This window comes from Rhodoferax koreense (genome assembly GCF_001955695.1).
Classification (GTDB): Bacteria; Pseudomonadota; Gammaproteobacteria; order Burkholderiales; family Burkholderiaceae_C; genus Rhodoferax_B; species Rhodoferax_B koreensis.
Genome location: NZ_CP019236.1, coordinates 4,883,411 through 4,906,573 on the forward strand (window position 1 = coordinate 4,883,411; position 23,163 = coordinate 4,906,573).

A 23,163-nucleotide genomic window follows, 5' to 3' on the forward strand; every position below is an offset into this window, starting at 1 on the left:
CCTCAGGCGTGGGCCGGCTGGCGGCTCAGGACTTCGAGCGCATTCTTCACCGCTGCGACGCCCATATTCACGTAGGCATCGCTGGTCACGCCACCGATGTGCGGGCTCAGCACGAATCCCTTTTGTCCCTGGAAAGGGTGCCCGGCCGTCATCGGCTCGACGGCAAAGCTGTCGAGGCCTGCGCACATCACCTGTCCGGACTGCACCGCCGACAACAGGGCGGATTCGTCGATCAGTCCGCCCCTGGCCGTGTTGACCACGATCACGCCCCCCTTGCATTGCGCCAGGGTCTTGGCGTTGAGCAATCCCCGGTTCTCTTCCGTGAGCGGGCAATGCAGCGAGATCGCATCGGCGCGCTCCCAGATCGCCGGCAACTCGACCCGTTCGATGTAGTCCGGCAGTTCCTTGGCGAACGGATCGAAACCGATCACCCTCATACCCAGCGCGTCGGCCATGCGTGCGAAGCGCAGCCCGATGGCGCCCAGTCCGATCAGGCCGACCGTGCGACCGCCGAGCTCGACGCTCTTGTGCGTCGCCTTGTCCCAATGGCCCGCATGCATGCGGGCGTCGAGCGTGACAACGGACTTGGTACAAGCGAGCAGCAGCGCCAGGGCCTGCTCCGCCACGGCGGCCGCGTTGGCGCCGGCGGCCGCGACCACGGCGATGCCACGTGCCTTGGCCGCGACCTTGTCGATGGTGTCGGTGCCGCTGCCATGCTTGGAGATGACCTTGAGCGCGGGGGCTGCATCCATTGCCGTGGCGCCGATACGGCTGTAGCGCATGATGACGGCCTCGGGGTTGTGGACACGGCACAGTTCAACGATGTCGTCCTCGGAGGGCGTCTTGCCGGCGAAGATCACGTCATGGCCTTCGAGCAGCGCCATGGCCTGCGGCGCCAGGTCGGCGCCGGTCACGAGGAAGGTACTCACAGGGACTCTCCTTCCTGCAGCACGCCGGCGCTGCGCAAGGCCGCCGTCAGCCACTTGGCGGCGGTGTCTCCGGTCTTGATCGCGGCGATGCGCGCGGCCTCGTCCTTGACCTTCTTGCTGGCGAGCGGCAGCAGGGCTTCGATCTTTTCGCGCTCCACCACCACGACACCGTCCGCGTCGCCGATCACGAAGTCGCCCGGGTACACCGTGACACCGCCGACGCACACCGGGTGGCCGATGCGGCCGCCAACGTTCTTCGTCGGGCCGTTGGGGTTGGTGCCCACGGAGAACACCGGATAGTCCATCTCGTCGATCTCGAGACTGTCGCGCGCGGCGCCATCGAGTACCACGCCGGCGATACCGAGTTGCCGGCAGGCGGTCATCATGATCGTGCCCATCAGCGCCGAAGTCTGGTCGCCCTTGCCATCAACCACCAGCACGTCGCCGGGCTTGGCCAGGGCGATGGCGGCATGGATCATGAGGTTGTCGCCTGGACGAACCTCCACGGTGATCGCCGTACCGGCCAGTTTCATGCGCGGGTGCAGCGGCTTGATGCGGCCATGCATGGCGCCACGGCGGCCGGCCACGTCGGCCAGGATCGCGGGCTGGAATTCGGCGGCTTGCTTGACGATGTCGGCGGGGACGCGGGCAAAGTCGCGAATGATGTCGGGAAGGTTGTTGCTCATGAAGCGCTTTCAGGTAGGTGAAGGGAAGAAAGAGAAGCTCATCGAGGCGATCAGTCCGCCTTGATGCCGGCCGCCTTGATGACCTTGGCCCACTTGGCGAGGTCGGCCTTCTGGGTGTCGGCGAGCTGCTGCGGCGTGCTGCCGACCAGGGTGACCCCGAGCTTGTCGGCCATGGCGACGATCTCCGGGTCCTTGAGAATGCGCACGATCTCGGTGTGCAGCCGCTGCACCACGGCCGTGGGCGTGCCTGCTGGTGCGTAGACCGCCTGCCATTGTTCGACGGTGAAATCCTTGAAACCGGCCTGCGCCATGGTGGGCACCGCGGGCAACGCCTTGAGCGGTTCGGCCGAGGTCACGGCCAGGGCCTTGAGACGGCCGCTCTGGATATGGGGCAGCGCGGCGGCGACGGGCGCGAACATGAAGCTCACGTGGCCGGCCAGCACGTCCTGGATGGCCGGCGTGTCGCCCTTGTAGGGCACATGGGTCATCCTCGCGCCGGTCTGAAGGCCAAGCAGTTCTCCCTGCATCTGCAGGATGGTCCCGCCGCCGCCGGAGGCGAACGACAGGCTGTCCGGCGCGGCCTTGGCCTGGGCGACCAGATCGGCGACGGTCTTGAAAGGCACGGCAGACCCCGTCACCAGCACATGCCGGATGTTGCCGATCAGCGTGATCGGCTCGAAGGCCTTGACGGCGTCGTACTGCATCTGCGGCACGAGACTGGGCACGATGGCTTGCGGTCCGATGGAGGTACCGAGCAAGGCGTAGCCGTCCGGCGCGGCGCGGGCGACGAAGGCCGAACCGATGGTGCCGGTCGCACCGGCCTTGTTGTCGACGATGACGGTGGTCCCGAGCGCCGACCCCAGGCGCAGCGCAATGGCCCGCCCCAGAATGTCGGTGGTACCGCCGGGTGGATAGGGAACGACCCAGGTGATGGGTTTGCCGGTCGGCCAGTTGCCCTGCGCCGACACTGGCGCGGCGACCAGCGCGATGGCAGACAGGGCAGCGGCGCACCAGGCGCGGCGATGCAGGGAAACCATGGTGATTCCTTCGTTGAAAAGTCAGAAGCCGTAGAGCTCGGCCGGGTTGTCGACCAGCACCCGTTGCAGCGAGGCCGGTGTTTCGGCCCAGTCGGCGAGCAGCGCCATCTGCCGGGCGTCGTCCGGCAGGGGCTGATGCCCGGCAGAGGCGGAGGCGTGTGGCCAGTCGCTACCCCACAACATGCGGTGGGGTGCTACCGCCAGGTAGCTGCGCGCCAGGGGCGCGATATCGCCGTAGCCGGGCGGGCCCTGCTCCGTGACGATGTAGCCGCCCGACAACTTCATCCAGGCGCGCCCTTCTGCCAGCAGTTCCAGCACCAGGCGGTGCGCCGCGTGGCCGGCCATGGAGGGGCTGATCCGTCCGAAATGGTCGAACACTACCGGTACCGGCAGCGCCCTGAGCGCCGGCCCGAGCGTGGCCAACTGCGCCGGGGGCATCAACAACTGCAGGTGCCAGCCGAGGTCTGCGATGCGGGCCGCCAGCGGAGCCATCTGTTCGGCGGAATTCGTCAGACCCAGCGACAGATTGAGCCGCACACCCCGCACCCCCGCGTCGTGCAGCCGGCGCAAGGTGGCGGCGTCGATGGATGCATCGACCACCGCGACACCGCGTGCTGCATCACCGAACGTCGCCAGGGCTTCGAGCATCGGGCGGTTGTCGCTTCCGTAGGTCGACGGCGTCACGAAGACGACCCGCTGCGTGCCCGTGCGCCGCTGCAGGCGGCGGTAGTCCGCCACGCTCGCGTCCGGGGGCGTCAAGCGCGCGCCGGGCACGGCGGGATAGCTGGCGTCGTAGACATGCACGTGGCAGTCGCAGGCGCCGGCGGGGACCTCGACCTCGCAGCGTCCCCGGCCGGCCGAGAACGGTGCGACGAGAGCGTCCGCTGAAGGCAGGGGCTCGGGGCGCCCCGGTGTCGGTATCCGGTGATCCATCTCGGGGACGAGCGACATCGGTGTCAATCGATCCTGGCGCCCGAGCTTTTGACGATCGCACCCCACCGCACGATCTCGTTGTGGATGAGTGTGGCGAAGGCCTCCGGCGTGCCACCGGTCACCGTTGCGCCCTGTGCGCTGAGCTTGCGCTGCACGTCGCCGGACTGGATGGCCTTGTTGAACGCCAGGTTGAGGCGCGTCACCACCTCCTTGGGCAGGTTCGATGGCCCCGCGATCCCGAACCACGTGACCGCCTCGAACCCCTTGTAGCCTGACTCGGCCACGGTGGGGACGTTGGGCAAGTCGGCACTGCGTTGCGCCGAGGTGACGGCCAGGGCGCGCATCTTGCCGCTGCGGATATGACCGATCAAGGTGGGCACCGACGACATGTACATCTGGACCGAACCACCGATCAGGTCCGTCGAGCCTTGCGCCGCGCCTTTGTACGGCACATGCGTGAAGGTCACGCCCGCAATCTTCTGGAACTGCTCCGTGGCCAGGTGCGCGACCGTGCCATTGCCCGAGCTGGCGTAGTTGAGCGCGCCGGGCTTGGCCTTGGCCGCGGCCACGACATCCGCGAGCGTCTTGAACGGCGAGTCGGCCGCCACGACCAGCACCAGCGGTGCGCTGGCGACCAGGCCAATGGCGGTCAGGTCTTTCTCGGGGTCATAGGGCAGCTTGGGGTACAGCGTCGGATTGATCGCCAGATTGCTGGTCTGGCCGAGCACGATGGTGTAGCCGTCGGGCGCCGCCTTCGCTGCGGTATCCACACCCAGATTGCCGCCGGAGCCAGGGCGGTTGTCGATGATCAGAGTCCACCGCTCCGTCACGGCCACCTGGTTGGCGATCTCGCGGGCGATGATGTCCGTACCCCCACCGGCTGGAAACGGCACGACGACGCGGATGGGCCGCTGGGGGTAGCTCTGCGCGAAAGCCTCGCCCTGCGGCAAGGCCATGAATGCCGTGGCGAAAGCGGCTGTCACCGCCGCCGATCTGAGGCCGATGAGGCGAAAGGTCATGGATGTCTCCGTTGTTTGTTCGATGAGACTATTTTCCAGCCTCGTTCCATTCAGTACAATGGCGTTGCACTGTTTGAAACGAGGTCCACGAATGACGGACGAAAACGAGCGCGCCGCAAACTCCGGTGAAGAAGGTGGCGTCATTGCCGTGACGCGCGCGCTGCGGCTTCTGGAAGCCTTTGGCGTGGCGGATGCGCAGCTGAGCTTGGCCGAACTCAGCCGCCGCACCGGGATGCACAAGACCACCGCCCTGCGCATTGCGCGCACGCTGGCGCTGGACCAATACCTGGTCCAGAAGGAAGATGGAACGTGGCGGCTCGGGCGGGCCGCCGGATGGCTGGGGGCCTGTTATCAAGCGACGTTCAACGTTCAAGAGGTGGTGGAGCCGGTGCTGCGTGAACTGGCGAGCAGGACCGGGGAAAGCGCTTCCTTCTACGTGCGCGAAGGCGACGCCCGCACCTGCCTCTTCCGTGTCGAAGGGCCGCAGGCCATCCGGCACCATGTACGGGTCGGTGCAGCGCTGCCGTTGAACCTGGGCGCGCCAGGCCGCGTGATCCTCGCCTTTTCAGGAGAACCGGGTGAGACGTACGAGTCCATCCGACGGCGCGGTTATCACCTCTCCCTTGGCGAGCGGGAACCCGAGGTCTCCAGCGTGTCCGCACCGATCTTCGGCGTGCAATGGCGCCTGCTGGGGTCGGTCTGCATCTCGGGGCCGACCGCGCGTTTGCCCCAAGCCAAACTGGAAGAGCACGCCACCACCATCATCGAAGCGGCGAACCAGTTGTCCTACGCGCTGGCTGGCGGGCAGCGACCGGTGAGAGTTGGCCCGACAGCAACCTGGCACCCCTGAAAGGCGCCTTTACGTCATGCGGTGTTGGTGCAAACCCTGTCATATTTACTGAAATATCACGATATTCTTGACGCTCGGCACAGCCCGGCGGCACTCTGCCACACCCGCTTCTCCAATCTGGCCTGCAGGAGCGCTCGTGTGCACGGCGTCGCCCCTTCCCTCGAACAACCGACCCTGAGAGACAACCATGAAACCACTGCGCACTTTCCTGCCGGCAGCCTTTCTGAGCCTGGCGACAACTTTCTCCACGCTACCGGCCCTCGCGGCGGATTTCCCCAACCACCCGATCGAGATGGTCGTGCCCTCTTCCGCCGGCGGTGGCACCGACGTGATGGCGCGCCTGTTTGGCGAGACGGCCAAGAAATACCTGAACCAGCCCATCGTGGTCAGCAACAAGCCCGGCGCCAGTGGTGCCATCGGCATGGGCGAGGTGCAGCGCGCCCCGGCCGACGGCTACAAGATCGCGGTGCTGATCTCCGAGCTGGCCATCATTCCGCACCTGGGCATGACCAAGTTGACGGTGGCCGACTTCATTCCCCTGGGCCGCCTCAACGGTGATCCGGGCCTGATCGCGGTGCGCGCCGAGTCGCCGTACAAGACCATCGAGGATCTGCTCGAACAGTCGAAGAAGCAGCCCGGCAGCGTGTCGATGGGCAACGCCGGCACGGGCTCGATCTGGCACCTTGCCGCGGCCGCCGTGGAAGACAAGACCGGCGTGAAATTCAACCATGTCCCCTACCAGGGCGCCGCACCGAGCGTGGCCGCACTCGTGGGCGGGCACGTGGACGCGATCACCGTGAGCCCGGCCGAGATTGGCCAGTTCGTTGTCGCCGGCAAGGTGCGCGTGCTGGTGTCGATGGCCGACCGGCGGCTCGCGGCGCCCTACGACAAGATCGAAACCTTCAAGGAAAAGGGCATCGACCTGGTGGTGGGGACCTGGCGTGGCCTCGGCGTGCCGTTGAACACCCCCGCCGAAACCGTGCAGGTGTTGCGCGACGTCACGCGCAAGGTGGCCGAAGACCCGGCGTTCAAGGAGGGCCTGACGCGTGGCAACCTGCTTCCCGCCTACATGGACGGCGAGCAGTTCCAGGCTTTCATGGCCAGCCAGTCCGCCTATTTCAAGAAGCTGACGGCCGCCCTCAATCTGCAGAAGTAGACAAGCCCGGCCGAAGCCGTGCCGAGGCTACCGTTGCGCAGGCCCGGCCGCCATCTCCCGTGCGGCGCTTGCGGTGGCGCCGGCCCATCGCTGAAGGACGTCGTCGTCATGCCTGGCCGAAAGGTAGTGGCGGCCATAGGTACTGAACATGGACATGACCCCATTGCGGCGCAGCGCGACGTGCAGCCTGGCGGTGAAGTCGGCATCGGACATCCTGGCCGCCTCGCGGTAGTTCGACGGCGGGTTTGGGCCGCGCCAGATGGTGAAGACCGTGCCGTAGCCACTGGTGCAGACCTGGACGCCTTCCCGCGCGAACGCATCCACCGTGTGCTGCCGCAGATCATTCCCGGACTGTTGGAGCGCCGCGTAATCGACTCGGTCGAGCGCATGCATGGCGGCCTTCACCGCGGCGCAGGCCACAGGGTTGCCGTTGTAGGTGCCGGCCCTGGTGACGCCACGGTTTTCGAAGGCCGCCATCACCTCCTGCGTGCCGACGAGCGCCGCCACGGCGACACCGTTGCCGATGGCCTTGCCCACGGTGGCCAGGTCGGGTTGGATGCCCAGCAGGTGACTGGCGAGCCCGGCGTGCAGCCGAAAGCCCATCAGCACCTCGTCCATGATGACCAGTGCGCCTTTGCTGCGGGCGACCAGGGCCACGTGGTGAAGATAACCCGGCGCCGCAAGGATGCAGCCCGCATTCGCCATCATGGGCTCGAGCACGACGGCGGCGATGTCGTCGCAATCCTCGAACAAGCGTTCGACGTCCTGGCTGTCGTTGAAGCGCAGCAGCAGGGTGTCGCCCTGCGCGGGCCGCTCGGTGGCCGCCATCTTGGCCTCGGCCGAGCCCGCGTTGCCGAAGGCCATGTCGTCGAACCAGCCGTCGTAGCCCGCGGCCATCTTCACGATCTTGCGCCGGCCGGTGACGGCGCGCGCCACGCGACAGGCCAGGTGCACGGCCTCGCTGCCCGAGTTCACGAAAACCACCTTCGTCAGGTCCTGGGTGTGGGCCGCCAGGCTGGCCGCGGCTTCTTCCTCCAGCGCATGCGCGTAGGCGGGCATGGAGCCCCGGTCCAGCGCCTCGCGGATCGCTTCGGTCACCACCGGCTCATTGTGGCCCAGGAATGTCGCCCCGAACCCGAGCGCGGTGTCCACGTAGCGCCGGCCCTGGTCGTCCCAGACGTAAGCCCCTTGCGCCCTGTCGACCAGGAAAGGTCGCCCCTCGAGATCGGGGACGGTCCTGCCGCCGCTGGAAATACCACCTACCAGATGTTGCATCTTTCAAACTCCAAACAGACGTGGCAGCCCATCGTTCAGCCACGGAAATGCCACCAGGGCCGCGACACAGACCACGCTGGCGATCCAGTAGGGCACGAGCCAGACGGAAACGGACCACATGTCGATCTTGGCGACGTTGCAGACCACGAAGATGTTGGTGCCGATGGGCGGGGTGAACAGGCCGATGCCCAGCGTCATCGTGAAGGCGATGCCGGTCTGGTAGGGCGTCATGCCGGCGTCGAGGGCGATCGGCACGAGGATCGGCGCGAGGATGATCAGCGCCGGGCCCAGGTCCAGCCAGAAGCCCACCACCTTGAGCAGCAGCAGGACCATGACGATGGTCATCAGCGGCGAGGTGTGCAGCCCGGTGATCCAGGCGGCGGCGTCCGTGGGCACCTGCTGCACCGTCAATATCCAGGCGAAGGGCGTCGCCAGCGCCATGATCATCATGATCACCCCGGTGGTGGCCGCAGCCGCGGCGGCTGCCGAATAGAGCGAGCGCAGGGGCAGCTCGCGGTAGACGAAGATGCCGACGAGGAACGAATAGACCACGGCCAGGGCCGAGGCTTCCGTGGCGGTGGCGATGCCGCCGATGATGGAGCCCAGCACCAGCGCCGGCATCAGCAACGCTGGCAATGCGCCCAGCGCATCCCGTCCGATCTCGCGCCAGTTGACCGGCGCATCGTTGCGCGGAAAGCCATGCCGGCGCGCGACGATGTAGGACGTGATCATGAAGGTCGCGGCGATGAACGTGCCCGGCAGGATCGCGGCGACCAGCAGGCCGCCGATCGAGGTGTTCGTCAGCACGCCATACAGGATCAGCACGACACTCTGCGGCCCGATGATGCCCAGCGTGCCGGAAGCCGCCGTCACCGCCGCGGCGAAGGCCTTGGGATAGCCGCGCTTGGCCATTTCCGGAATCATGATCGACCCGACCGCGCCGGTGTCGGCCGTGGCCGAGCCGCTGATGCCGCCGTAGACGAGCGCCGTGGCGACGTTGACCAGGGCGAGCCCGCCCGTGATGCGGCCGAAGACGTGTTCGGCCAGGCGCATGATGCGCACGGTCAGCCCGCCGCGGTTCATCAGCTCCCCGGCGAACAGGAACAGTGGAATGGCGGCCAGCGAGATCGCGTCGGCACCGCGCAGTGTCTCCTGCGCGAACCATTCCAGCGGCAGGCCGAGGTGGCCGAAATAGATGGCCAGGATGCTCGCCACGCCCATGCACCAGGCGATCGGCACGCCGATCAGGAGCATCAGCGAGAAGCTTCCGATGAGGATGGCGACGGTCATGCCGCACCTGCCTTTCCGCCGTGCGTGCGCAGCGTGGCCAGGATGCCGGCCAACCGCGAGAGGGCCATGCAGACCGCAGAAACGCCGAGCACCAGCACCGTTGCCGTGATGATGCCCGTCGGCAGCCTCAGTACCGAGGTCGGGACCATCCACGAGCGCTGCCATACCGCCCAGCCGCTGAACAGGAAAGCCATCCCCATCGTCAGCAACGCGGCGGCGGCCACCGCATCGAAGAACGCCTTGATGCGCGGAGGCGACGCATGGTTGATGGCCTCGAACGCCACGTTTTCCCTGCGCATCTCGGCATTGACGACGCCGACGAAGGTGATCCAGATGAAGGCGATGCTCGCGACCTCGAAGGACCATTCCACGCCACCGAACTCGAAGTAGCGCGCAATCACACCGAGCAAGGTGGAGGCGAACATGATGACGAAGGCCATCACGCCGACGAACTCGAAGACGAGCTTGATCCAGCCTCGCCCGCCGGGCGAGGTTTGCAGGGAAGCCTGGTTCATGGCGTTGCGCTTCAGTTGGCCGAAGCCGCTTGCTTGACGCTGGTCACCAGGTCGGCGCCCCATTCACGCGAGAAGGTGGTGTACACCGGCGCCACCAGGGCCACGAAGGGCGTGGTGTTCACGGTGCTCACCTTGACGCCCTTCTCCTCCAGCTTCTTCTGGGTCTCCGCGTAGGTCTTCGACAACTCGCCGCGGTACCACGCCACCGTGTCGGCCGCGGACTTCTTGACGGCCGCCTGCTCTTCAGGGCGGAGCTTGGCAAACTTGCCCTTGTTCATGTACCACCAGTTGGCGGTCCAGATATAGTTCGACACCGAAAGGTTCTTGGCCACCTCGAACCAGCGCGAGTCATAGTAGTCGCGCATCTCCGGCTCGACCGCAGCCACCACGCGCGACTGCAGCGCGGTGTAGACCTGGCCGAACGGAATCGATTCCGCCAAGGCGCCGAGCTGCTTCATCGTCGCCAGAATGACGGGATTCGGCGGCGTGCGGATCTTGACGCCGGCCAGGTCGCCGGGCACGGCGATCGGCTTGTTCGTCGCGAACTGGCGGAAGCCGGAATCCAGCGCGCCGAGCATCAGGTAACCCCGATCCTGGCCGAACTGTTGCACCTTCTGGCCCTCGGCACTGTCGAGAAACTTGTGCACGTTGTCCGCGTCGCGGAACAGGAACGGCAGGGAGAGCACATTCAGGCGAGGATCGATCGCGTCGACCGCGCCACCAAGGCCAATGTCGATCGAGCCGGCGCCGACGCCGTCGGCAATCGGCCCTTCGTCGCCCAGTTGCGCGTTCGGGAAGATCTGGACCTTGACCGAGCCTTTGGTCATTTCCGAGACCTCGGCCGCGAACCGCTGGACCGCCTGGTTGATGAGGCTTTTCGGGGCCGACGCGTGCGCCAGCCTGAGCACGGTTTCCGCATGCGCGGCACCGCCCAGGACACTCGACAGACCCAGCATGCCTGCGACCAGCGTGGCCCGGAAATTGCGATATCGAAAATGGACCGTATGAAACATGGATTTCCCCTTTGCAACCTAGTTTGCGACCTTGTTTGATTCACCCAGGCTCATGATAATTTTGTGAATCGAAACCGATGACGCAAAGTTTTGATGCCTCCATCAGCGTTGCTGATGGTTGCGCTGGCGACAGCGCTTGGGGGAAGGCGGCATCGGTCCTGCTTTCAAATTTCATGCGGTGGCGGCGAGACTGAACAATGCGCAATCTGGACAGCGATGCAATGGCGGCCTTCGTGGCCGTTGCGGAAACGGGAAGCTTCACAGCGGCCGCGGAGCGGCTCGGCCGTACGCAGGCCGCGGTCAGCATGGCGGTGAGCAAGTGGGAGGAACGGCTGGACCTGCGTCTGTTCGACCGCGGCCATCGCCGCGTGACCCTGACACCGGTCGGCGAGAGACTGCTGGGTTACGCACGCCGCATACGGGCGATCGAGGACGAGGCGCTGGCGACCCTGCCCGACGGCAGCAACGAAAGCCGCGTGCGCCTCGGCATGCCAGACGATTACCTGACCTTGTTCGGCACGGCCTTGATGCAGCGTTTCGTACCGATGCATCCGAAGATCAACCTCGACCTGCAATACGATTTTTCCCACCGCCTCGAATACATGGTCGAGAACCGGGAACTGGATATCGCCATCATCACCCAGAGCCTGGCCGAGCCCAAGGGCGAACTCGTTCGACGCGAAAGACAGGTGTGGTGCTCGGCCGCAGGACGCTTTCCCGAACGCGCGAACTGCCTGCACCTCGCCCTGTTCCCGGAGGGCTGCCGGGCGCGGCCGCAGGTGCTTTCAGCCCTGGACCAGGCCGACCGCCGCTGGCGCATCGTCTATTCCTCTTCCGACCTGGCGGGCATCCAGCTTGCCGTTCATTCGGGCGATTTGTTGACGGTCCTGCCCGAGACCGCCGTACCCGCCGGCTGGCGCAAGCTCGGGCCGGAGCACGGACTGCCCGAACTTCCCCAGTTGCGCCTGGCCATGGTGCTTCCGCAGCAGTCTCGCCTGCCGACCAGGCAGCTCGCCTCTTTTCTGCGCGAAGAGTTCCAGGGTACGCTGGCCGGTTGATCCATGTGACGCCCTTCAATCCACCGTCGCCGTCAGCGCAACGGCATCGGGCAGGGTCACCTCCAGCAGCTTGAAATCCGCCGAAGCATTTTCGAATGCATAGCGCTGCCCGGTGGGCAGGGTGATGCTGTCATCGACGCCCAGATGCAGGCGCTGATCGTCGTAGCAGATGTCGGTTTCACCGGCCAGCACGAAATAGAAACAGAACTCGGACTCATGCTGCTGGCGTGTTGTCGATGCGCCGGTGCCGGCCGGCCTGACGATGCGGACGCCGGCCAGCCCATCGGTTGCAGCGCCGATACCGGTGTCCTGGTGCTCGAATCCATCGAGCCGCCAGGGCTTCCAGGGTGCCGCCTCGGCCAAATGGCAGACGAAACGCTGGCCGCCGAAGTCATGCGTCGCCGGCAGGTCCTCCGAGGGCAGGGTCAATTGGTGTTCCGCAATGGTGATGTGTTCCGCCGGCGTCCCCACCTCGATGACCTCGGCCCCGGCCGAACTCTCCAGCACGCGGTGGCGAATCATCGGGGGCTGCAGGACACAGTCGCCTGCCTTGAGAAGGATGGGGCCGCCCTGCCCTTCGTACAACACGCGCACCCATCCGGTTCGGCAGAAGATCATCTGGAACCGCACCTTGTGGTAGTGCACGTAGTCCGGCACCTCGCCGCCCTCCAGGATGCGGATGTGCGATGCGATGAATGCCCCGCCATGGCGCTCCGGCAGCAGATCGCGGTAGCGCAGTCCAGCCCGCCCGACGGTCCAGTGCGTCGCATCGCCGGAGCGGCTCACGACCAGGGCCTGCACGGTCGCGGGCAGTCGGTAGGCGGGATCCGCCTCGACGAAACGCACGACCGTTCCGTTGGGTGCGGTCAATTCCCGCCGGCCGCCGTCGACGGTGGCGGGGTCATCGCAGAGCAGGCTGATGCGCGGCGTGGCATTGGCTACACCGGCGGACAACTGGAGCCGCAGGCCGTAGCCCGAGATCAGCGCTGTCTTCGGGTTGTCCGCGGGAAAGATCGCATCGATGCGAAAGCTCAGTTCCTCCGTGAAGAACGTCAGCGTCGGCAGCAACGCGTCGCAGCCCAGCTGGACCATGGCGCCGCGGACGCCCTGCAGCGTGAGAGGCCTGGCCGGTGTAGCGGAAAGGCCCGCTGTCTTTTCGATGTTGGCTGTGGGTTCGGTCATTGTTTTGTCTCTTGGAAAGCTGCGGATGGCTGGTTCAGTCGAGCGAGAGCTTCAGTTGCTGCGCGACGCGCCGGAAGGTGGCGGTACTGGCCTGGATGGTCGTCTTCATCTCCGCCGGGCCGATGGCGACCGGCTCCAGGTAGGCCGCCACCGCGCGCGCCTTCACGTCCGGTTGCGCCATGATCTCGAGAACCTCCTTGGTCAACCTCGACTTGATCGCCTCAGGCGTGGCAGCCGGCACCATCATTCCGAAGAAAGGCTGAACTGCGGCCTGCCCATAACCGAGCTCGGACAGGCCCGGCAAATCCGGCAACAGGCCCGTGCGGCCCGCCCCTCCGTGCGCCAATGCCCTCAGGCGCCCGCTCTTGAGCTCCCCACCGACGCTGGCGAGCGTCTCGAAACTCAGGTCGACCTCGCCGCGCAGCAGCGCCAGCTTCGCATCGGCCGCACCTTTGTAGGGGATGGCTTCGAGCTCGACCCCGGCCGCATGCGCGAGCAGCGCACCGCACAGGTGGTTGGCGCTGCCGTCGCCATAGGTCGCATAGCGGATGGTGTTCGGATGGTTCTTCGCCGCCTGCAGCAACTCGGCCAAGGTCCGGTAGGGCTTCTCCGATGCGGTGACCAGGATGTTCGGCGTGTAGTTGACCAGGGCAATCGGTGCGAAGTCGCGCTCGACGTCGAAAGGCAGCGTCTTTCGCAGTGCCGGCAGCACGCTGAAGCTGCCGACGCCGGCAAGCAGGATCGTGTTGCCGTCCGCCGCCGACTTGGCCACGCTGTCGACGCCGATGATGGTGGCACCGCCCGGTTTGTTATCGATGATGACCGGCTGCTCGAGACGCTTGGCCAACTGCTCGGACAGTATCCTGGCGATGGTGTCCGAGGCGCCACCGGGCGCGAACGGCACCACGATCCGGATGGCCTTGTTCGGCCAGGAGGAGGGGGAGGCGGCGGCCGCGATGCGCGATCCGGCGCAATTCAGCAGCAGACCGGCGGCAGCGAGGGCGATGCGCCGCCGGTTGGCATTCACGGGCGTGGTTGTCATGGGCTTCTCCGAGTGTTGCAGTTTCAGGGTGTGGGTGAATCAAAACTTGTGCCGTATGCCCACGCGGGTCAGCACCTGGGAGCTGCTGCCACCAGGCGCGCCCTCCCCCATGCCGGGGGTGAGCATGCGCGAGGCGGTCTGGTAGCCGGCATTGGCGTACAAGTCGGTCCGCTTCGACAGGAAATAGTCCAGGCCCAGGTTGTATTGCGTCAGGCTGCCCGACGGCGCGGCGACGAACTTCACCTTGTCATGAATGACGCTGGCGTTGAGGTTCAGCGCCGCAGTGACGGCGTAGCTGACGCCCAGGTCCAGTACATTCACGCGTTCGCTCCCTGGGCCCCGCAATGCGCGGGAAGCACTGGCCACCGCCAGCGGCTGCACGGTGTTGGACCATGTGCCGTGCAGCCGCGTGTTACCCCATTGGTAGGCTGCGCCCAGGGTGAAGGTGCGCAGCGCGACGTCGCCGGGCACCCCGACCACGCCGGCGGCCGGTGGCTGCGCGCCGATGTTGGCCGCGCCCGTATCGGCAAAGCTGCTGGCCGAACCGGCGACGCCCAGTTGCGACTGGTAGTAGCCCGCCGCAAGGCGGAGTTTGTCGTCGGTGTAGTCGAGTCCCGCGCCGAGCGCCCGGCCCGAGGTGACCGTGGCGTTTTCACCGAACCCGATCATGGCGGTGCCCATCACCCCAGCGATCCGGGGCGACGTGTACCGCACCGAATTGTTGGTGCGATCGGTATAGGTGCGATCGAGTCCGTGGATGGTCGAGACCTGCGACCCAAAATCCAAGGTCGATGACAAAGCGCCCATGTCGTCCAGGAAGTCCGGCTGCCGGCCGGCCAGCACCGTTCCGGAGCCGCCCTGCATGCCCACCACCGAGCGCCGACCGAACAGCAGGCCGCCCTGCGCTGCGGTGCCGGTGTCCAGGTTGATGCCGGACTCGATGACGAACAGCGTCTTCAGCCCGCAGCCGAGATCCTCCGTTCCGCGAAAGCCCAGCCGCGAGGCTTGCATCGCCCCGGGGTGAACCGACAGCCGGTGCCCCACCGATTGTCCGGACGCATCGACGTTGCGGTTGGTGTAGGTGATGCCCGTGTCCAGCAGCCCGTACAGCGACACCGACGATTGGCCGTAGGCGGTCCCCGACACCAACGCACAACCGCCCACCAACGCGATGGCGCTCCATTGCTTTCCCATGTGAATTCTCCGATTTGGAAGTTAAAGAATCTTTGGCGGCTTCAAAGGCCGAGGTCTGTCGACAAAAATCGGACACAGCGATCCAACCGAACCCGATCCGCGGGCTCGTTCAGGTGGGTTGTGCCGATCTATGGGCTCGCCGGAACCGTGCTGCGCCTGGAAGGCGTGTCGGCCTCGCCCAGGTCCCAGAACACGCCAGCCATGATCTGCAAGGCCTGCCGCGTCACGCTGGCGAGCACGTGCTCGTTGGGTGCGTGCTGCGCACAGCCCGGATAAGAGTGAGGAATCCACAATGTCGGCAGGCCAAGGATGTCGGCAAACGCGTCGTTCGGCAGCGATCCGCCAAGGTTGGGGAGCAGCCGGGGTGGCCGCCCTACCGTGCGGTCGATCGACGCCATGCACCAGTGCACCCAGGGCGAGTCCGGGTCCAGCCGCGTGGCCATGGCCTCGGTTCCGTTCTGGCTCACCGCCACGTCATCGAAGCCGTGGTCGTCGAGATGGCGCCGGATGTGGGCAATGAAGTTCGTGTTGTCGCTGCCCACCACGTACCGGATCTGGCACATCGCGTAGGCACTTGCCGGGATGGCATTGACAGGCGCTTCCGGGTTGCCGGTCTTGAAGGTGATGACTTCGAAGGAGTTCCAGCCGAACACACGCTCGGAAGGCGTCAACCCGGGTTCGCCCCAGTTCGGCGCGATGGCCGGCGCGTCGGCATCGGTGCCGACTTCGATGGTCCGCAACGCCTGGCGAACGTTGTCCGGCAGGCAGTTAGGCAACAACGCGGGCACGAGGATGCGGCCACGCTCGTCCACCATGCTCGCAATCGCATGGGCCAGCCGCACGCCCGGGTTGCTGAGCAGGCCACCCCAATTGCCGGAGTGGTGTGCGCCCTCCCGCAACTGGATGCGCAGATCGAAATTCAACCCACCGCGCGCGCCGAGGAAGACCGTTGGCTCGTCGGCGGCCAGGCGGGGGCCGTCCGATGAGATGAACACGTCGGCCTTCAGGAAATCCCGGTACTGCCTGCACACCTCATGCAGGCCGTGCGAGCCTGCTTCCTCGCCCATCTCGAGCAGGATCTTCATGTTGAAGCCGAGCTTGCCGCCGCGGGCCTGTCGCACCTGCGCCAGCGCCGCCAGGTTGATGGAGTGCTGAACCTTGTTGTCGGCCGTGCCGCGGCCGTACCAGCGGTCGCCTTCGACGGTCAGCGTCCAGGGACTGAGCCCTTCGCGCCACTGTGCGTCGTAACCGTTGACGACATCGCCGTGGCCGTAGCTCAGCACTGTCGGCACATCGTCGCCCTCGATGCGTTCGGCCAACAGGAAGGGGCTGCGTCCGGGCTCGGGGTTGTCGATGATCCGGTACGAGAAACCCATGGCCTCAAGCTCGGGCACGATCAGTTCGGTCAGGTAGCGATGCAGCAACGGCAGGCTTTCGGGACGCTGGCTCTCGGTCCGCATGGCCACACGCGCCGCCAGGACCCGCTGGAACGCCATCGAATCGAAATGGGCCTCCACCCGGCGGATCGCATCGCGGCGGCCTTGCGCGCGGCTGGCCTGCTGCGGATGGCGCGGGTCTTCGCCCTGCGCGGGGGACGTTTCGCCTGGGGTTTCTTGCAGAATGTTTTTCATGGGTTTGCGGTGCGTGGGGCCGTTGGCGGTGATCGCCGTTGGGGAAATAATAGGCCGCTTGCAAGTTGCCGTCGTTAGATAATTGGCATTCAATGATTGCCGAAACGGCAACTCGAAAATCCCCCTCCTGTTGCCATGAAGTCAGACCATCTCAAAGAAACCTCACTGCGCTACTTCCTCGAGGTGGCCCGCTGCGGCTCCATCAACGGGGCTTCGGAACGCCTCTGCGTGGCGACCTCGGCGATCAGCCGGCAGATCAGCGGCCTGGAGAATGCGCTGGACGTACAACTGTTCGAACGCAGGCCGCGCGGCATGGTGCTGAGTGCCGCGGGTGAAATGCTGGCCACCCATGCGCGGCGCGCGGCGCTGGAGGCGGACCGGGTGGTGCTGGACATCCTTGCCCTGCAGGGCTTTCACAAGGGTCATGTGAGCCTGGCCTGCACCGAAGGCTTCGCGATCAACTTCCTGCCGGGCCTGGTCATCGATTTCCAGGAAAAATACCCGGGCATCCACTTCACCCTGCAGGTCTCGGGGCCGGCCCACGTGTCGGAGATGGTGCGCACCGGAGACGCCGACATCGGCATGACCTTCAATCGGCTGGCCCAGAAGGACATCAAAGTCGAGCACCGACAGCCGGCACCGGTCATGGTCATCATGCGGCCGGACCATGCCCTGGCGAAATCGAAGAGCATCCGGCTCAGCCAGCTCGCGGCCCACGCGCTCGCGCTGCCGACACCAGAGAGCAGCCTGCGCCAATTGTTCGACGTTGCCTGCAGCCGCTCCGGCCTGCTCATCGAGCCAAGGGTCACCAGCAACTGCGCCACGGCACTGCACCGATTCGTTCTCTCCGGCGGCATCCTGTCACTGGCCGGCGAGGTGTCGGTCAGAAACTACGTGGCCGAGGGGACGATGGTCGCCGTTCCTCTGCAAGACAAGATGCTGGAGGGTCGCAACATCGAGCTCCAGACCCTGGTGGGCCGCACGCTGCCAGGCGTCGTCAAGACGTTTCTGAGCTATGTGAAAGGCCGCCTCGGCGAAGCCGAAATCTAGCCGCGGTGGACGTGTTCATCGATCGGGAGAGCCGATCAGCGCATCGATCTTTCCGGGTTCTGCGATTACCAGCCAGCGCCCGTCACGCAGCAGCAGTCCGCGGGAAAACAGGTCCTTCAGCACGGTCGACACACTCATGCGCGACAGGCTGCAGATGCTGGCCATCTCCGCTTGCGTGAATCGGACCTGAAGGCGCACGCCGCGTGGGTGGGGCACACCATGGGCATGCGCCAGCCCGGTCAGCGCCAGCGCGACACGCTTGACGGCGGGTCCGGCACTCAGCAAATCATGGTGCTGGAGCAGCGCCTGGATCCGCTGCTCGGCAAACGCCATGGCCTGCGCCAACAGCTCCGGCTCGGCCTGGAGCGCACGGAGAAACCCGGCAGCAGGTACTTCGTACACGGTCGTATCGACCGACGCGACCGCGGCGGTCAGATGACTTCCCCGATCGGCGACGCCCCAGTCGCCCACCAGCCCCCCGGGGCCGATCACCATCAGGTGCCTTTCCTTGCCTTCGTCCGAATAGGTCGCCAGCCGGACGCGGCCGCGCGAGATGACGAAGATCGACCGGACGGGATCGCCCTGCTCGAAGAGTGTCGAACCCTGACTCAGGGTTCGCGCCTGGCGACCGTTCGTGAGCGCCGTCCAGTCGAACGCCGGCGCCTCGATCCAGAAGGTACGACGGGGACGGTTCGCGCCCTCCAGCGTCGATCGGGCATCACCCGTGCGCATCGGGCCTCTCTTGCATCCGGCAACCGGCAGGCCACCCCGTTGTGGTGTAAAGCATTTGGCAGACGCCCGCGTCGATGCATCCTAGGCTTGCGGCTTTGCGGCCATCACGATCCATCATGCAACATCCCTTCAGCGAAACCCGTACTCTATTCCCCATTCTCACCCGCAAGGCCCAACTCTCCAGTTGCTCCCAAAGCGCGCTCGCGCTGCCCGTCAGGGCAGCAATTCAGGATTACCTGGCGAGCTGGCAGGAAGACGGCATGGACTGGATGGGCTGGATGGAGGCCGTCAACGATGCCAAATCCGAGTTTGCCAAACTCATCCATGCCCATCCTGACGAAATTGCCGTCATGTCCTCGGTTTCCGACATCGCTTCGTCCCTGGGCAGCGCACTGACATTCGAACCCGCGCAAAACGGCATCGTGGTGGGCGACATCGATTTCCCTTCGATCGGCCATGTGTGGCTCGCGCACGAGCGCAAGGGGGCCAAGGTCCGCTTCGTCCAGCCAGACGCCGAACACTGCATCAGCCTGGCGGCGTACGCCGAAACCATCGACCGCCATACCGCCCTGGTCAGTGTCTCCCACGTTTCCTACTACAACGGTTTTCTGCAGGACATCGCCGGTGTGGCACGCCTGGCGCATGCGCATGGCGCGCTGGTGTTCGTGGATGCCTACCAGTCGGCCGGCGCCATCGACATCGACGTGGAACGCGACCAGATCGATGTACTGGCCAGCGGTGCGCAGAAGTTCATGCTGGGCTGCCCAGGCATCGCCTTCGCCTACGTGCGCCGCGCCGTGGCGCAACGCCTCTTCCCCAGCAACACCGGCTGGTTCGGCCGGGTCAACCCTTTCGCATTCGACATCCATGGTCTGGATTTCGCAAAGGGCGCCGCGCGTTTCAATACCGGCACCCCGCCCATGGTGAATGCGTTCGCAGCCCGGGCCGCACTGAAGCTGTTGAACTCCCTGGACATACCGACGGTTGAGACCTACCTCCGGCATCTTTCGGGTGTGGCGCTCGAGGAGGCCAGGCGTCTCGGCCTCGAACTCGCGAGTCCGGCCGATCCACACCGCAAAGGCGCCACCACCGCGGTCAAGGTGAAGGACGCCGCGCGGATCGAGCGTCTCATGGCGGAGAAGGGCTTCATCGTCTCCGCCCGCAACGACGTCATCCGCATCGCGCCCCATTTTTACAACACCGAGCAAGAAGTGATCGGCGCGCTGAGAACGCTTTCCGGCATGCTGGCCGGCTGAACCTGCCGGCGCATCACGGCGACCGACACCCGCCGCAGGTCATCGGCGCAGGCGCATCGAGATGGAGAACCGCTCCGCGGGATGCACCGACACCGACACCTCGAAGGCAACACTGTCGGCATCCAGGTAGCGCCGGACGATCTTCAAGACGGAAGCCCCGACCTCCAGCCCCAGGGCCTTGGCGATGTCGGCGTCATCCAGCGCGGACGCGCGGACGTCCTGCTGGATCTCCTCGATCCGCCGGCCGAATCGCTCCTCGATCAATGCACTGATCAGCGTGTCCGGCGAGGCCCGCACCACATCGGCAATCTCGTGGTAGGCCGGATCGACGTAGACATCGGTCCAGCCGATCGGCAGGCTGCCCTTTTCCGTCTCCATGCGCAAGCTCGAGAAGCGCAGCCAGACAGCGCCCTCGGCGCAGCCGAGTTCGCCGGCCAGCGCGCCGCCGGCCTCGACCCGTTCGATCGATTGCACCACGCGCACGTGCTCGGTGCCGAAGTGGACCAGATCGTCGACCGAGGCCAGCGACGGCCTGAATGACAGCTTCGGCTTCGCCGAGACCACCCGGGTTCCGACGTTCTTGCGCCGCGACACCAACCCCAGCGCCTGCAGTTCCGCCAGCGCGGCCCGGATGGTGTGCCGGCTCGTCCCGTAATGCTTGCACAACTCGAGTTCGGTGGGCAGCAGGGTACCCACCTCGAAATGCGCGGACGTGATGGCCTCGGTGAGATGACGGGCGATGTTGACGGAATTGGCCTTCGACGCGACCGGCTCAAGCTGTGTGTTCATGGTTAAGGGTAAACCCGATATTTAATTATGTCCGAACATATTAAGCTTCATATGTTCGGACATATTGGACATGTCCTGGTCATTCAACTTTTCCGAGGTCAATTATGTCGACTCCCCCGCTTCCGATGGCCAGCACGGTCGTCGACTCCATCCTGTTTCGCGACGCCTTCGGCACGGCGGGGATGCGCGCCATCTTTTCCGACCGCGCATTGATCCAACGCTACATCGATGCCGAGGTCGCCCTGGCCAAGGCCGAAGCGCGCTGCGGCGTGATCCCGGCCGAAGCCGCCGAGGTGATCGCGCGAGAATCGAGGATCGAGCGCATCGACTTCGACCACATGCGCGAAGAAACCGACATCGTCGGCTACCCGATCCTGCCACTGGTGCACCAGCTCGTCGCCATGTGTGGCGAAGCCGGCCGCTACGTGCACTGGGGTGCCACCACGCAGGACATCATGGACACGGCGGTGGCACTGCAGGTGCGCGATGCGCTGGACAGCATCGACGCCGACATTCGCGAACTGCGCGGCATCCTGGCCGCGCTGGCGAAGAAACACCGCAACACGCCGATGGCCGGCCGCACGCACCTGCAGCAGGCGCTGCCGGTGACCTTCGGCTACAAGGTGGCAATCTGGCTGGCGATGTTCGACCGGCACCAGGAACGCCTGGCGCAACTCCGTCCGCGCGTGGCGCTGGTCGAATTCGCCGGTGCCGCCGGCACGCTGGCCTCGCTCGGCGACAAGGGCTTCGCCGTGCAGCGCGCCATGGCAGAAGAACTCGGCCTGGGTGTGCCGGCCACCACCTGGCACGTGGCGCGCGACGGCTTTGCCGAAGCCGTGAACCTGCTGGCGCTGGTCACCGGTTCGCTCGGCAAGATCGCGCTCGACATCATGATCATGGCCTCGACCGAGTTCGCCGAGGTCTACGAGCCTTTCGTCAAGGGCCGCGGTGCGAGCAGCACCATGCCGCAAAAGCGCAACCCGATCTCCAGCGAGCTGATGCTGGCCGCGAGCAAGGCCGTGCGCCAGCACGCCGGCCTGATGGTGGATGCGATGGTGCAGGATTTCGAACGCGCCACCGGCCCCTGGCACGCGGAGTGGATCGCCATTCCCGAAAGCTTCATCCTCAGTGCGGGCGCGCTGCACCAGGCCAAGTTCGCGCTCGGCGGCCTGATCGTGGACGAAGCCCGCATGGCGCACAACCTGGGTATCACCAAGGGCCTGATCGTGGCCGAGGCCGTGATGATGGGCATGGCGCCGCACATCGGACGGCAGCGGGCGCACGACGTGGTCTACGACGCGTGCCGCACCGTCAACGAACACGGCGGCACCCTCGCCGACGCACTGGCCGCGCTGCCCGCCGTCACCGAGGTGTTCGACCGCGCCGACATCGACCGCCTCACCGACCCCGCGAACTACCTTGGCCTGGCACCGCAGATGGTGGACCGCGCGCTGACCCTGTCGGCCGAAATCGCGGCCTGAGCACGCGTCACGCGAACGAGACCCGCACCGACCTGAACCCGATCCATTTACAAATCCCTGGAGAGAGACATGAAGAACCTGATCCGCACTGCCATCTTCGCCGGCCTGGCGAGCACCTCGCTCGCCTTCGCGCAGACCTATCCGAACAAGCCGATCAGCTGGATCGTGCCGTTTGCCGCCGGCGGCCCGACGGATGCGCTCGCACGCGGCATCGCCGAGCGCGTGTCCCGCGAACTGGGCCAGCCCATCATCATCGACAACGCCCCAGGTGCCGGTGGCACGGTGGGCGCGGCGAAGGCGGCACGCGCCACGGCCGATGGCTACACCATGCTCGTCGGCCACATGGGCTACATGGGCGCGGCCCCCGCGCTGTACAAGAAACTGGCTTATGACCCGGTGAAGGATTTCGAGCCCGTGTTCCGCTTCCCGGACACGCCGCTGGTGCTCATGGTCCGCCGCGAACATCCGGCCAAGGACATCCAAGGCCTGATCGACTTCGGCAGGAAGAACCCCGACAAGCTGTTCATCAGCAACGCCGGCGTGGGGTCCAGCTCGCACCTCATCGCCGCGCTGGTGGCGAATTCCGCCGGCATGAAGGTCACGCTGGTGCCCTACAAGGGCGCAGGCCCGGCTTTGGTGGACGTGATCGGTGGCCAAGTCGATGGCATCTTCGACCAGACCAACACCGCGCTGCCACAGATCACGGAGGAGAAAGTGCGCGCACTGGCCGTGACGTCCAAGGTGCGCCTGCCACAGCTCAAGAACGTGCCGACGCTCAACGAAACCGTGCTGCCGGGGTTCGAGGCCTCGACCTGGTACGGCATCTACGCGCCCAAGGGCACGCCCAAACCCGTGCTCGACAAGGTGCAGCAGGCCTATCTGAAAGTGATGACCGACAAGTCCTTCACCGACAAGATGGCGGCCCAGGCCATTCAGATGCTACCGGCGCAAGAGTACACGGGTTCGGCGCTTGGCAAACACACGGAGGCCGAGGTGGCGCGCTGGCGAGCCGTCGCGGCCAAGGCGAACATCTCGCTGGACTGAA

23 protein-coding genes are annotated in these 23,163 nt (G+C 65.9%); 7 read left to right on the top strand and 16 right to left on the bottom strand.

Annotated elements, in window-relative coordinates; genetic code table 11:
* Nucleotides 1-2: 2 nt before the first annotated feature.
* From RD110_RS22630 to RD110_RS22650, 5 genes are read right to left on the bottom strand one after another with little or no spacing between them, the layout of a single operon-like run.
* Nucleotides 3-929 carry an NAD(P)-dependent oxidoreductase gene (locus tag RD110_RS22630; protein ID WP_076202176.1) on the bottom strand — a complete coding sequence of 309 codons (927 nt, stop codon included), beginning with the start codon at nucleotides 927-929 and terminating at the stop codon, nucleotides 3-5.
* Nucleotides 926-1,615: an RraA family protein gene (locus tag RD110_RS22635; protein ID WP_076202177.1), complete on the bottom strand. Its 690-nt coding sequence runs from the start codon at nucleotides 1,613-1,615 to the stop codon at nucleotides 926-928. The genes RD110_RS22630 and RD110_RS22635 overlap by 4 nt, the downstream gene beginning before the upstream one ends.
* Before the next feature lie 50 nt (nucleotides 1,616-1,665).
* Nucleotides 1,666-2,652, bottom strand: coding sequence for a Bug family tripartite tricarboxylate transporter substrate binding protein (locus RD110_RS22640; RefSeq protein WP_076202179.1), 987 nt, complete (start codon nucleotides 2,650-2,652; stop codon nucleotides 1,666-1,668).
* A 21-nt stretch (nucleotides 2,653-2,673) separates the two neighbouring features.
* The gene (locus RD110_RS22645) at nucleotides 2,674-3,585 is read right to left on the bottom strand and encodes an amidohydrolase family protein (RefSeq protein ID WP_076205495.1); all 912 of its coding nucleotides are present in this window, start codon (nucleotides 3,583-3,585) and stop codon (nucleotides 2,674-2,676) included.
* Between the two features lie 23 nt (nucleotides 3,586-3,608).
* Complete coding sequence (locus RD110_RS22650; RefSeq protein ID WP_076205497.1) at nucleotides 3,609-4,541, bottom strand: Bug family tripartite tricarboxylate transporter substrate binding protein; 933 nt, start codon at nucleotides 4,539-4,541, stop codon at nucleotides 3,609-3,611.
* Between the two features lie 154 nt (nucleotides 4,542-4,695).
* Here RD110_RS22650 and RD110_RS22655 point away from each other — a divergent pair, with 154 nt between their 5' ends.
* Nucleotides 4,696-5,454 (top strand): IclR family transcriptional regulator, encoded by a 759-nt coding sequence (locus tag RD110_RS22655; RefSeq protein WP_076202180.1) that lies wholly within the window; start codon nucleotides 4,696-4,698, stop codon nucleotides 5,452-5,454.
* A 187-nt stretch (nucleotides 5,455-5,641) separates the two neighbouring features.
* Nucleotides 5,642-6,610, top strand: coding sequence for a Bug family tripartite tricarboxylate transporter substrate binding protein (locus tag RD110_RS22660; RefSeq protein ID WP_076202182.1), 969 nt, complete (start codon nucleotides 5,642-5,644; stop codon nucleotides 6,608-6,610).
* Nucleotides 6,611-6,637: 27 nt separating this feature from the next.
* Here the strand turns inward: RD110_RS22660 and RD110_RS22665 are convergent, their stop codons facing one another.
* From RD110_RS22665 to RD110_RS28875, 5 genes are read right to left on the bottom strand one after another with little or no spacing between them, the layout of a single operon-like run.
* Complete coding sequence (locus tag RD110_RS22665; protein WP_076202183.1) at nucleotides 6,638-7,885, bottom strand: aspartate aminotransferase family protein; 1,248 nt, start codon at nucleotides 7,883-7,885, stop codon at nucleotides 6,638-6,640.
* A gap of 3 nt (nucleotides 7,886-7,888) precedes the next feature.
* Nucleotides 7,889-9,175 carry a TRAP transporter large permease gene (locus tag RD110_RS22670; protein WP_076202185.1) on the bottom strand — a complete coding sequence of 429 codons (1,287 nt, stop codon included), beginning with the start codon at nucleotides 9,173-9,175 and terminating at the stop codon, nucleotides 7,889-7,891.
* The gene (locus tag RD110_RS22675; RefSeq protein ID WP_076202187.1) at nucleotides 9,172-9,690 is read right to left on the bottom strand and encodes a TRAP transporter small permease; all 519 of its coding nucleotides are present in this window, start codon (nucleotides 9,688-9,690) and stop codon (nucleotides 9,172-9,174) included. The genes RD110_RS22670 and RD110_RS22675 overlap by 4 nt, the downstream gene beginning before the upstream one ends.
* Before the next feature lie 11 nt (nucleotides 9,691-9,701).
* Entirely contained in the window at nucleotides 9,702-10,703 is a 1,002-nt protein-coding gene (locus RD110_RS22680; RefSeq protein ID WP_076202189.1) for a TRAP transporter substrate-binding protein, read from the bottom strand.
* A 40-nt stretch (nucleotides 10,704-10,743) separates the two neighbouring features.
* On the bottom strand, nucleotides 10,744-10,878 hold the full coding sequence (locus RD110_RS28875; protein ID WP_275425856.1) for a hypothetical protein: 135 nt from the start codon (nucleotides 10,876-10,878) through the stop codon (nucleotides 10,744-10,746).
* Between the two features lie 22 nt (nucleotides 10,879-10,900).
* Here RD110_RS28875 and RD110_RS22685 point away from each other — a divergent pair, with 22 nt between their 5' ends.
* Complete coding sequence (locus RD110_RS22685; RefSeq protein WP_076202190.1) at nucleotides 10,901-11,761, top strand: LysR family transcriptional regulator; 861 nt, start codon at nucleotides 10,901-10,903, stop codon at nucleotides 11,759-11,761.
* 15 nt (nucleotides 11,762-11,776) lie between these two features.
* On the opposite strand, the gene RD110_RS22690 is transcribed toward RD110_RS22685, so the two are convergent.
* The 4 genes from RD110_RS22690 to RD110_RS22705 all read right to left on the bottom strand — a co-directional run bounded on the left by RD110_RS22690 (nucleotide 11,777) and on the right by RD110_RS22705 (nucleotide 16,675).
* Nucleotides 11,777-12,943 (bottom strand): cupin domain-containing protein, encoded by a 1,167-nt coding sequence (locus tag RD110_RS22690; protein WP_083686479.1) that lies wholly within the window; start codon nucleotides 12,941-12,943, stop codon nucleotides 11,777-11,779.
* A gap of 34 nt (nucleotides 12,944-12,977) precedes the next feature.
* Nucleotides 12,978-13,985, bottom strand: a complete 1,008-nt coding sequence (locus tag RD110_RS22695) for a Bug family tripartite tricarboxylate transporter substrate binding protein (protein WP_076202192.1) — start codon at nucleotides 13,983-13,985, stop codon at nucleotides 12,978-12,980.
* A 39-nt stretch (nucleotides 13,986-14,024) separates the two neighbouring features.
* Nucleotides 14,025-15,179, bottom strand: a complete 1,155-nt coding sequence (locus tag RD110_RS22700; RefSeq protein ID WP_076202193.1) for a porin — start codon at nucleotides 15,177-15,179, stop codon at nucleotides 14,025-14,027.
* Between the two features lie 128 nt (nucleotides 15,180-15,307).
* Nucleotides 15,308-16,675 (bottom strand): M20 family metallopeptidase, encoded by a 1,368-nt coding sequence (locus tag RD110_RS22705; protein WP_076205502.1) that lies wholly within the window; start codon nucleotides 16,673-16,675, stop codon nucleotides 15,308-15,310.
* Nucleotides 16,676-16,945: 270 nt separating this feature from the next.
* Here RD110_RS22705 and RD110_RS22710 point away from each other — a divergent pair, with 270 nt between their 5' ends.
* A complete protein-coding gene (locus RD110_RS22710; RefSeq protein WP_076202195.1) occupies nucleotides 16,946-17,860 on the top strand; it encodes a LysR family transcriptional regulator in 915 nt (304 codons plus the stop codon).
* A 15-nt stretch (nucleotides 17,861-17,875) separates the two neighbouring features.
* Here RD110_RS22710 and RD110_RS22715 read toward each other — a convergent pair whose 3' ends face one another.
* Nucleotides 17,876-18,592, bottom strand: a complete 717-nt coding sequence (locus tag RD110_RS22715; RefSeq protein WP_076202196.1) for a Crp/Fnr family transcriptional regulator — start codon at nucleotides 18,590-18,592, stop codon at nucleotides 17,876-17,878.
* A 116-nt stretch (nucleotides 18,593-18,708) separates the two neighbouring features.
* Here RD110_RS22715 and RD110_RS22720 point away from each other — a divergent pair, with 116 nt between their 5' ends.
* On the top strand, nucleotides 18,709-19,848 hold the full coding sequence (locus RD110_RS22720) for an aminotransferase class V-fold PLP-dependent enzyme (protein WP_076202198.1): 1,140 nt from the start codon (nucleotides 18,709-18,711) through the stop codon (nucleotides 19,846-19,848).
* Nucleotides 19,849-19,887: 39 nt separating this feature from the next.
* Here RD110_RS22720 and RD110_RS22725 read toward each other — a convergent pair whose 3' ends face one another.
* Nucleotides 19,888-20,637 (bottom strand): GntR family transcriptional regulator, encoded by a 750-nt coding sequence (locus tag RD110_RS22725; protein ID WP_076202199.1) that lies wholly within the window; start codon nucleotides 20,635-20,637, stop codon nucleotides 19,888-19,890.
* Nucleotides 20,638-20,741: 104 nt separating this feature from the next.
* Here RD110_RS22725 and RD110_RS22730 point away from each other — a divergent pair, with 104 nt between their 5' ends.
* A complete protein-coding gene (locus tag RD110_RS22730) occupies nucleotides 20,742-22,118 on the top strand; it encodes a class-II fumarase/aspartase family protein (RefSeq protein ID WP_076202201.1) in 1,377 nt (458 codons plus the stop codon).
* Between the two features lie 69 nt (nucleotides 22,119-22,187).
* Nucleotides 22,188-23,162 carry a tripartite tricarboxylate transporter substrate binding protein BugD gene (locus tag RD110_RS22735; RefSeq protein ID WP_076202203.1) on the top strand — a complete coding sequence of 325 codons (975 nt, stop codon included), beginning with the start codon at nucleotides 22,188-22,190 and terminating at the stop codon, nucleotides 23,160-23,162.
* Nucleotide 23,163: the final 1 nt, after the last annotated feature.

Coding starts and splice junctions, on each gene's coding strand:
- RD110_RS22675 (WP_076202187.1), bottom strand. CDS start 9,690: ATGAACCAGGCTTCCCTGCAAACCTCGCCCGGCGGGCGAGGCTGGATC.
- RD110_RS22660 (WP_076202182.1), top strand. CDS start 5,642: ATGAAACCACTGCGCACTTTCCTGCCGGCAGCCTTTCTGAGCCTGGCG.
- RD110_RS22635 (WP_076202177.1), bottom strand. CDS start 1,615: ATGAGCAACAACCTTCCCGACATCATTCGCGACTTTGCCCGCGTCCCC.
- RD110_RS22695 (WP_076202192.1), bottom strand. CDS start 13,985: ATGACAACCACGCCCGTGAATGCCAACCGGCGGCGCATCGCCCTCGCT.
- RD110_RS22640 (WP_076202179.1), bottom strand. CDS start 2,652: ATGGTTTCCCTGCATCGCCGCGCCTGGTGCGCCGCTGCCCTGTCTGCC.
- RD110_RS22665 (WP_076202183.1), bottom strand. CDS start 7,885: ATGCAACATCTGGTAGGTGGTATTTCCAGCGGCGGCAGGACCGTCCCC.
- RD110_RS22710 (WP_076202195.1), top strand. CDS start 16,946: ATGAAGTCAGACCATCTCAAAGAAACCTCACTGCGCTACTTCCTCGAG.
- RD110_RS22685 (WP_076202190.1), top strand. CDS start 10,901: ATGCGCAATCTGGACAGCGATGCAATGGCGGCCTTCGTGGCCGTTGCG.
- RD110_RS28875 (WP_275425856.1), bottom strand. CDS start 10,878: ATGAAATTTGAAAGCAGGACCGATGCCGCCTTCCCCCAAGCGCTGTCG.
- RD110_RS22680 (WP_076202189.1), bottom strand. CDS start 10,703: ATGTTTCATACGGTCCATTTTCGATATCGCAATTTCCGGGCCACGCTG.
- RD110_RS22705 (WP_076205502.1), bottom strand. CDS start 16,675: ATGGCGTTCCAGCGGGTCCTGGCGGCGCGTGTGGCCATGCGGACCGAG.
- RD110_RS22700 (WP_076202193.1), bottom strand. CDS start 15,179: ATGGGAAAGCAATGGAGCGCCATCGCGTTGGTGGGCGGTTGTGCGTTG.
- RD110_RS22650 (WP_076205497.1), bottom strand. CDS start 4,541: ATGGCCTTGCCGCAGGGCGAGGCTTTCGCGCAGAGCTACCCCCAGCGG.
- RD110_RS22655 (WP_076202180.1), top strand. CDS start 4,696: ATGACGGACGAAAACGAGCGCGCCGCAAACTCCGGTGAAGAAGGTGGC.
- RD110_RS22725 (WP_076202199.1), bottom strand. CDS start 20,637: ATGAACACACAGCTTGAGCCGGTCGCGTCGAAGGCCAATTCCGTCAAC.
- RD110_RS22645 (WP_076205495.1), bottom strand. CDS start 3,585: ATGGATCACCGGATACCGACACCGGGGCGCCCCGAGCCCCTGCCTTCA.
- RD110_RS22715 (WP_076202196.1), bottom strand. CDS start 18,592: ATGCGCACGGGTGATGCCCGATCGACGCTGGAGGGCGCGAACCGTCCC.
- RD110_RS22690 (WP_083686479.1), bottom strand. CDS start 12,943: ATGACCGAACCCACAGCCAACATCGAAAAGACAGCGGGCCTTTCCGCT.
- RD110_RS22735 (WP_076202203.1), top strand. CDS start 22,188: ATGAAGAACCTGATCCGCACTGCCATCTTCGCCGGCCTGGCGAGCACC.
- RD110_RS22720 (WP_076202198.1), top strand. CDS start 18,709: ATGCAACATCCCTTCAGCGAAACCCGTACTCTATTCCCCATTCTCACC.
- RD110_RS22730 (WP_076202201.1), top strand. CDS start 20,742: ATGTCGACTCCCCCGCTTCCGATGGCCAGCACGGTCGTCGACTCCATC.
- RD110_RS22670 (WP_076202185.1), bottom strand. CDS start 9,175: ATGACCGTCGCCATCCTCATCGGAAGCTTCTCGCTGATGCTCCTGATC.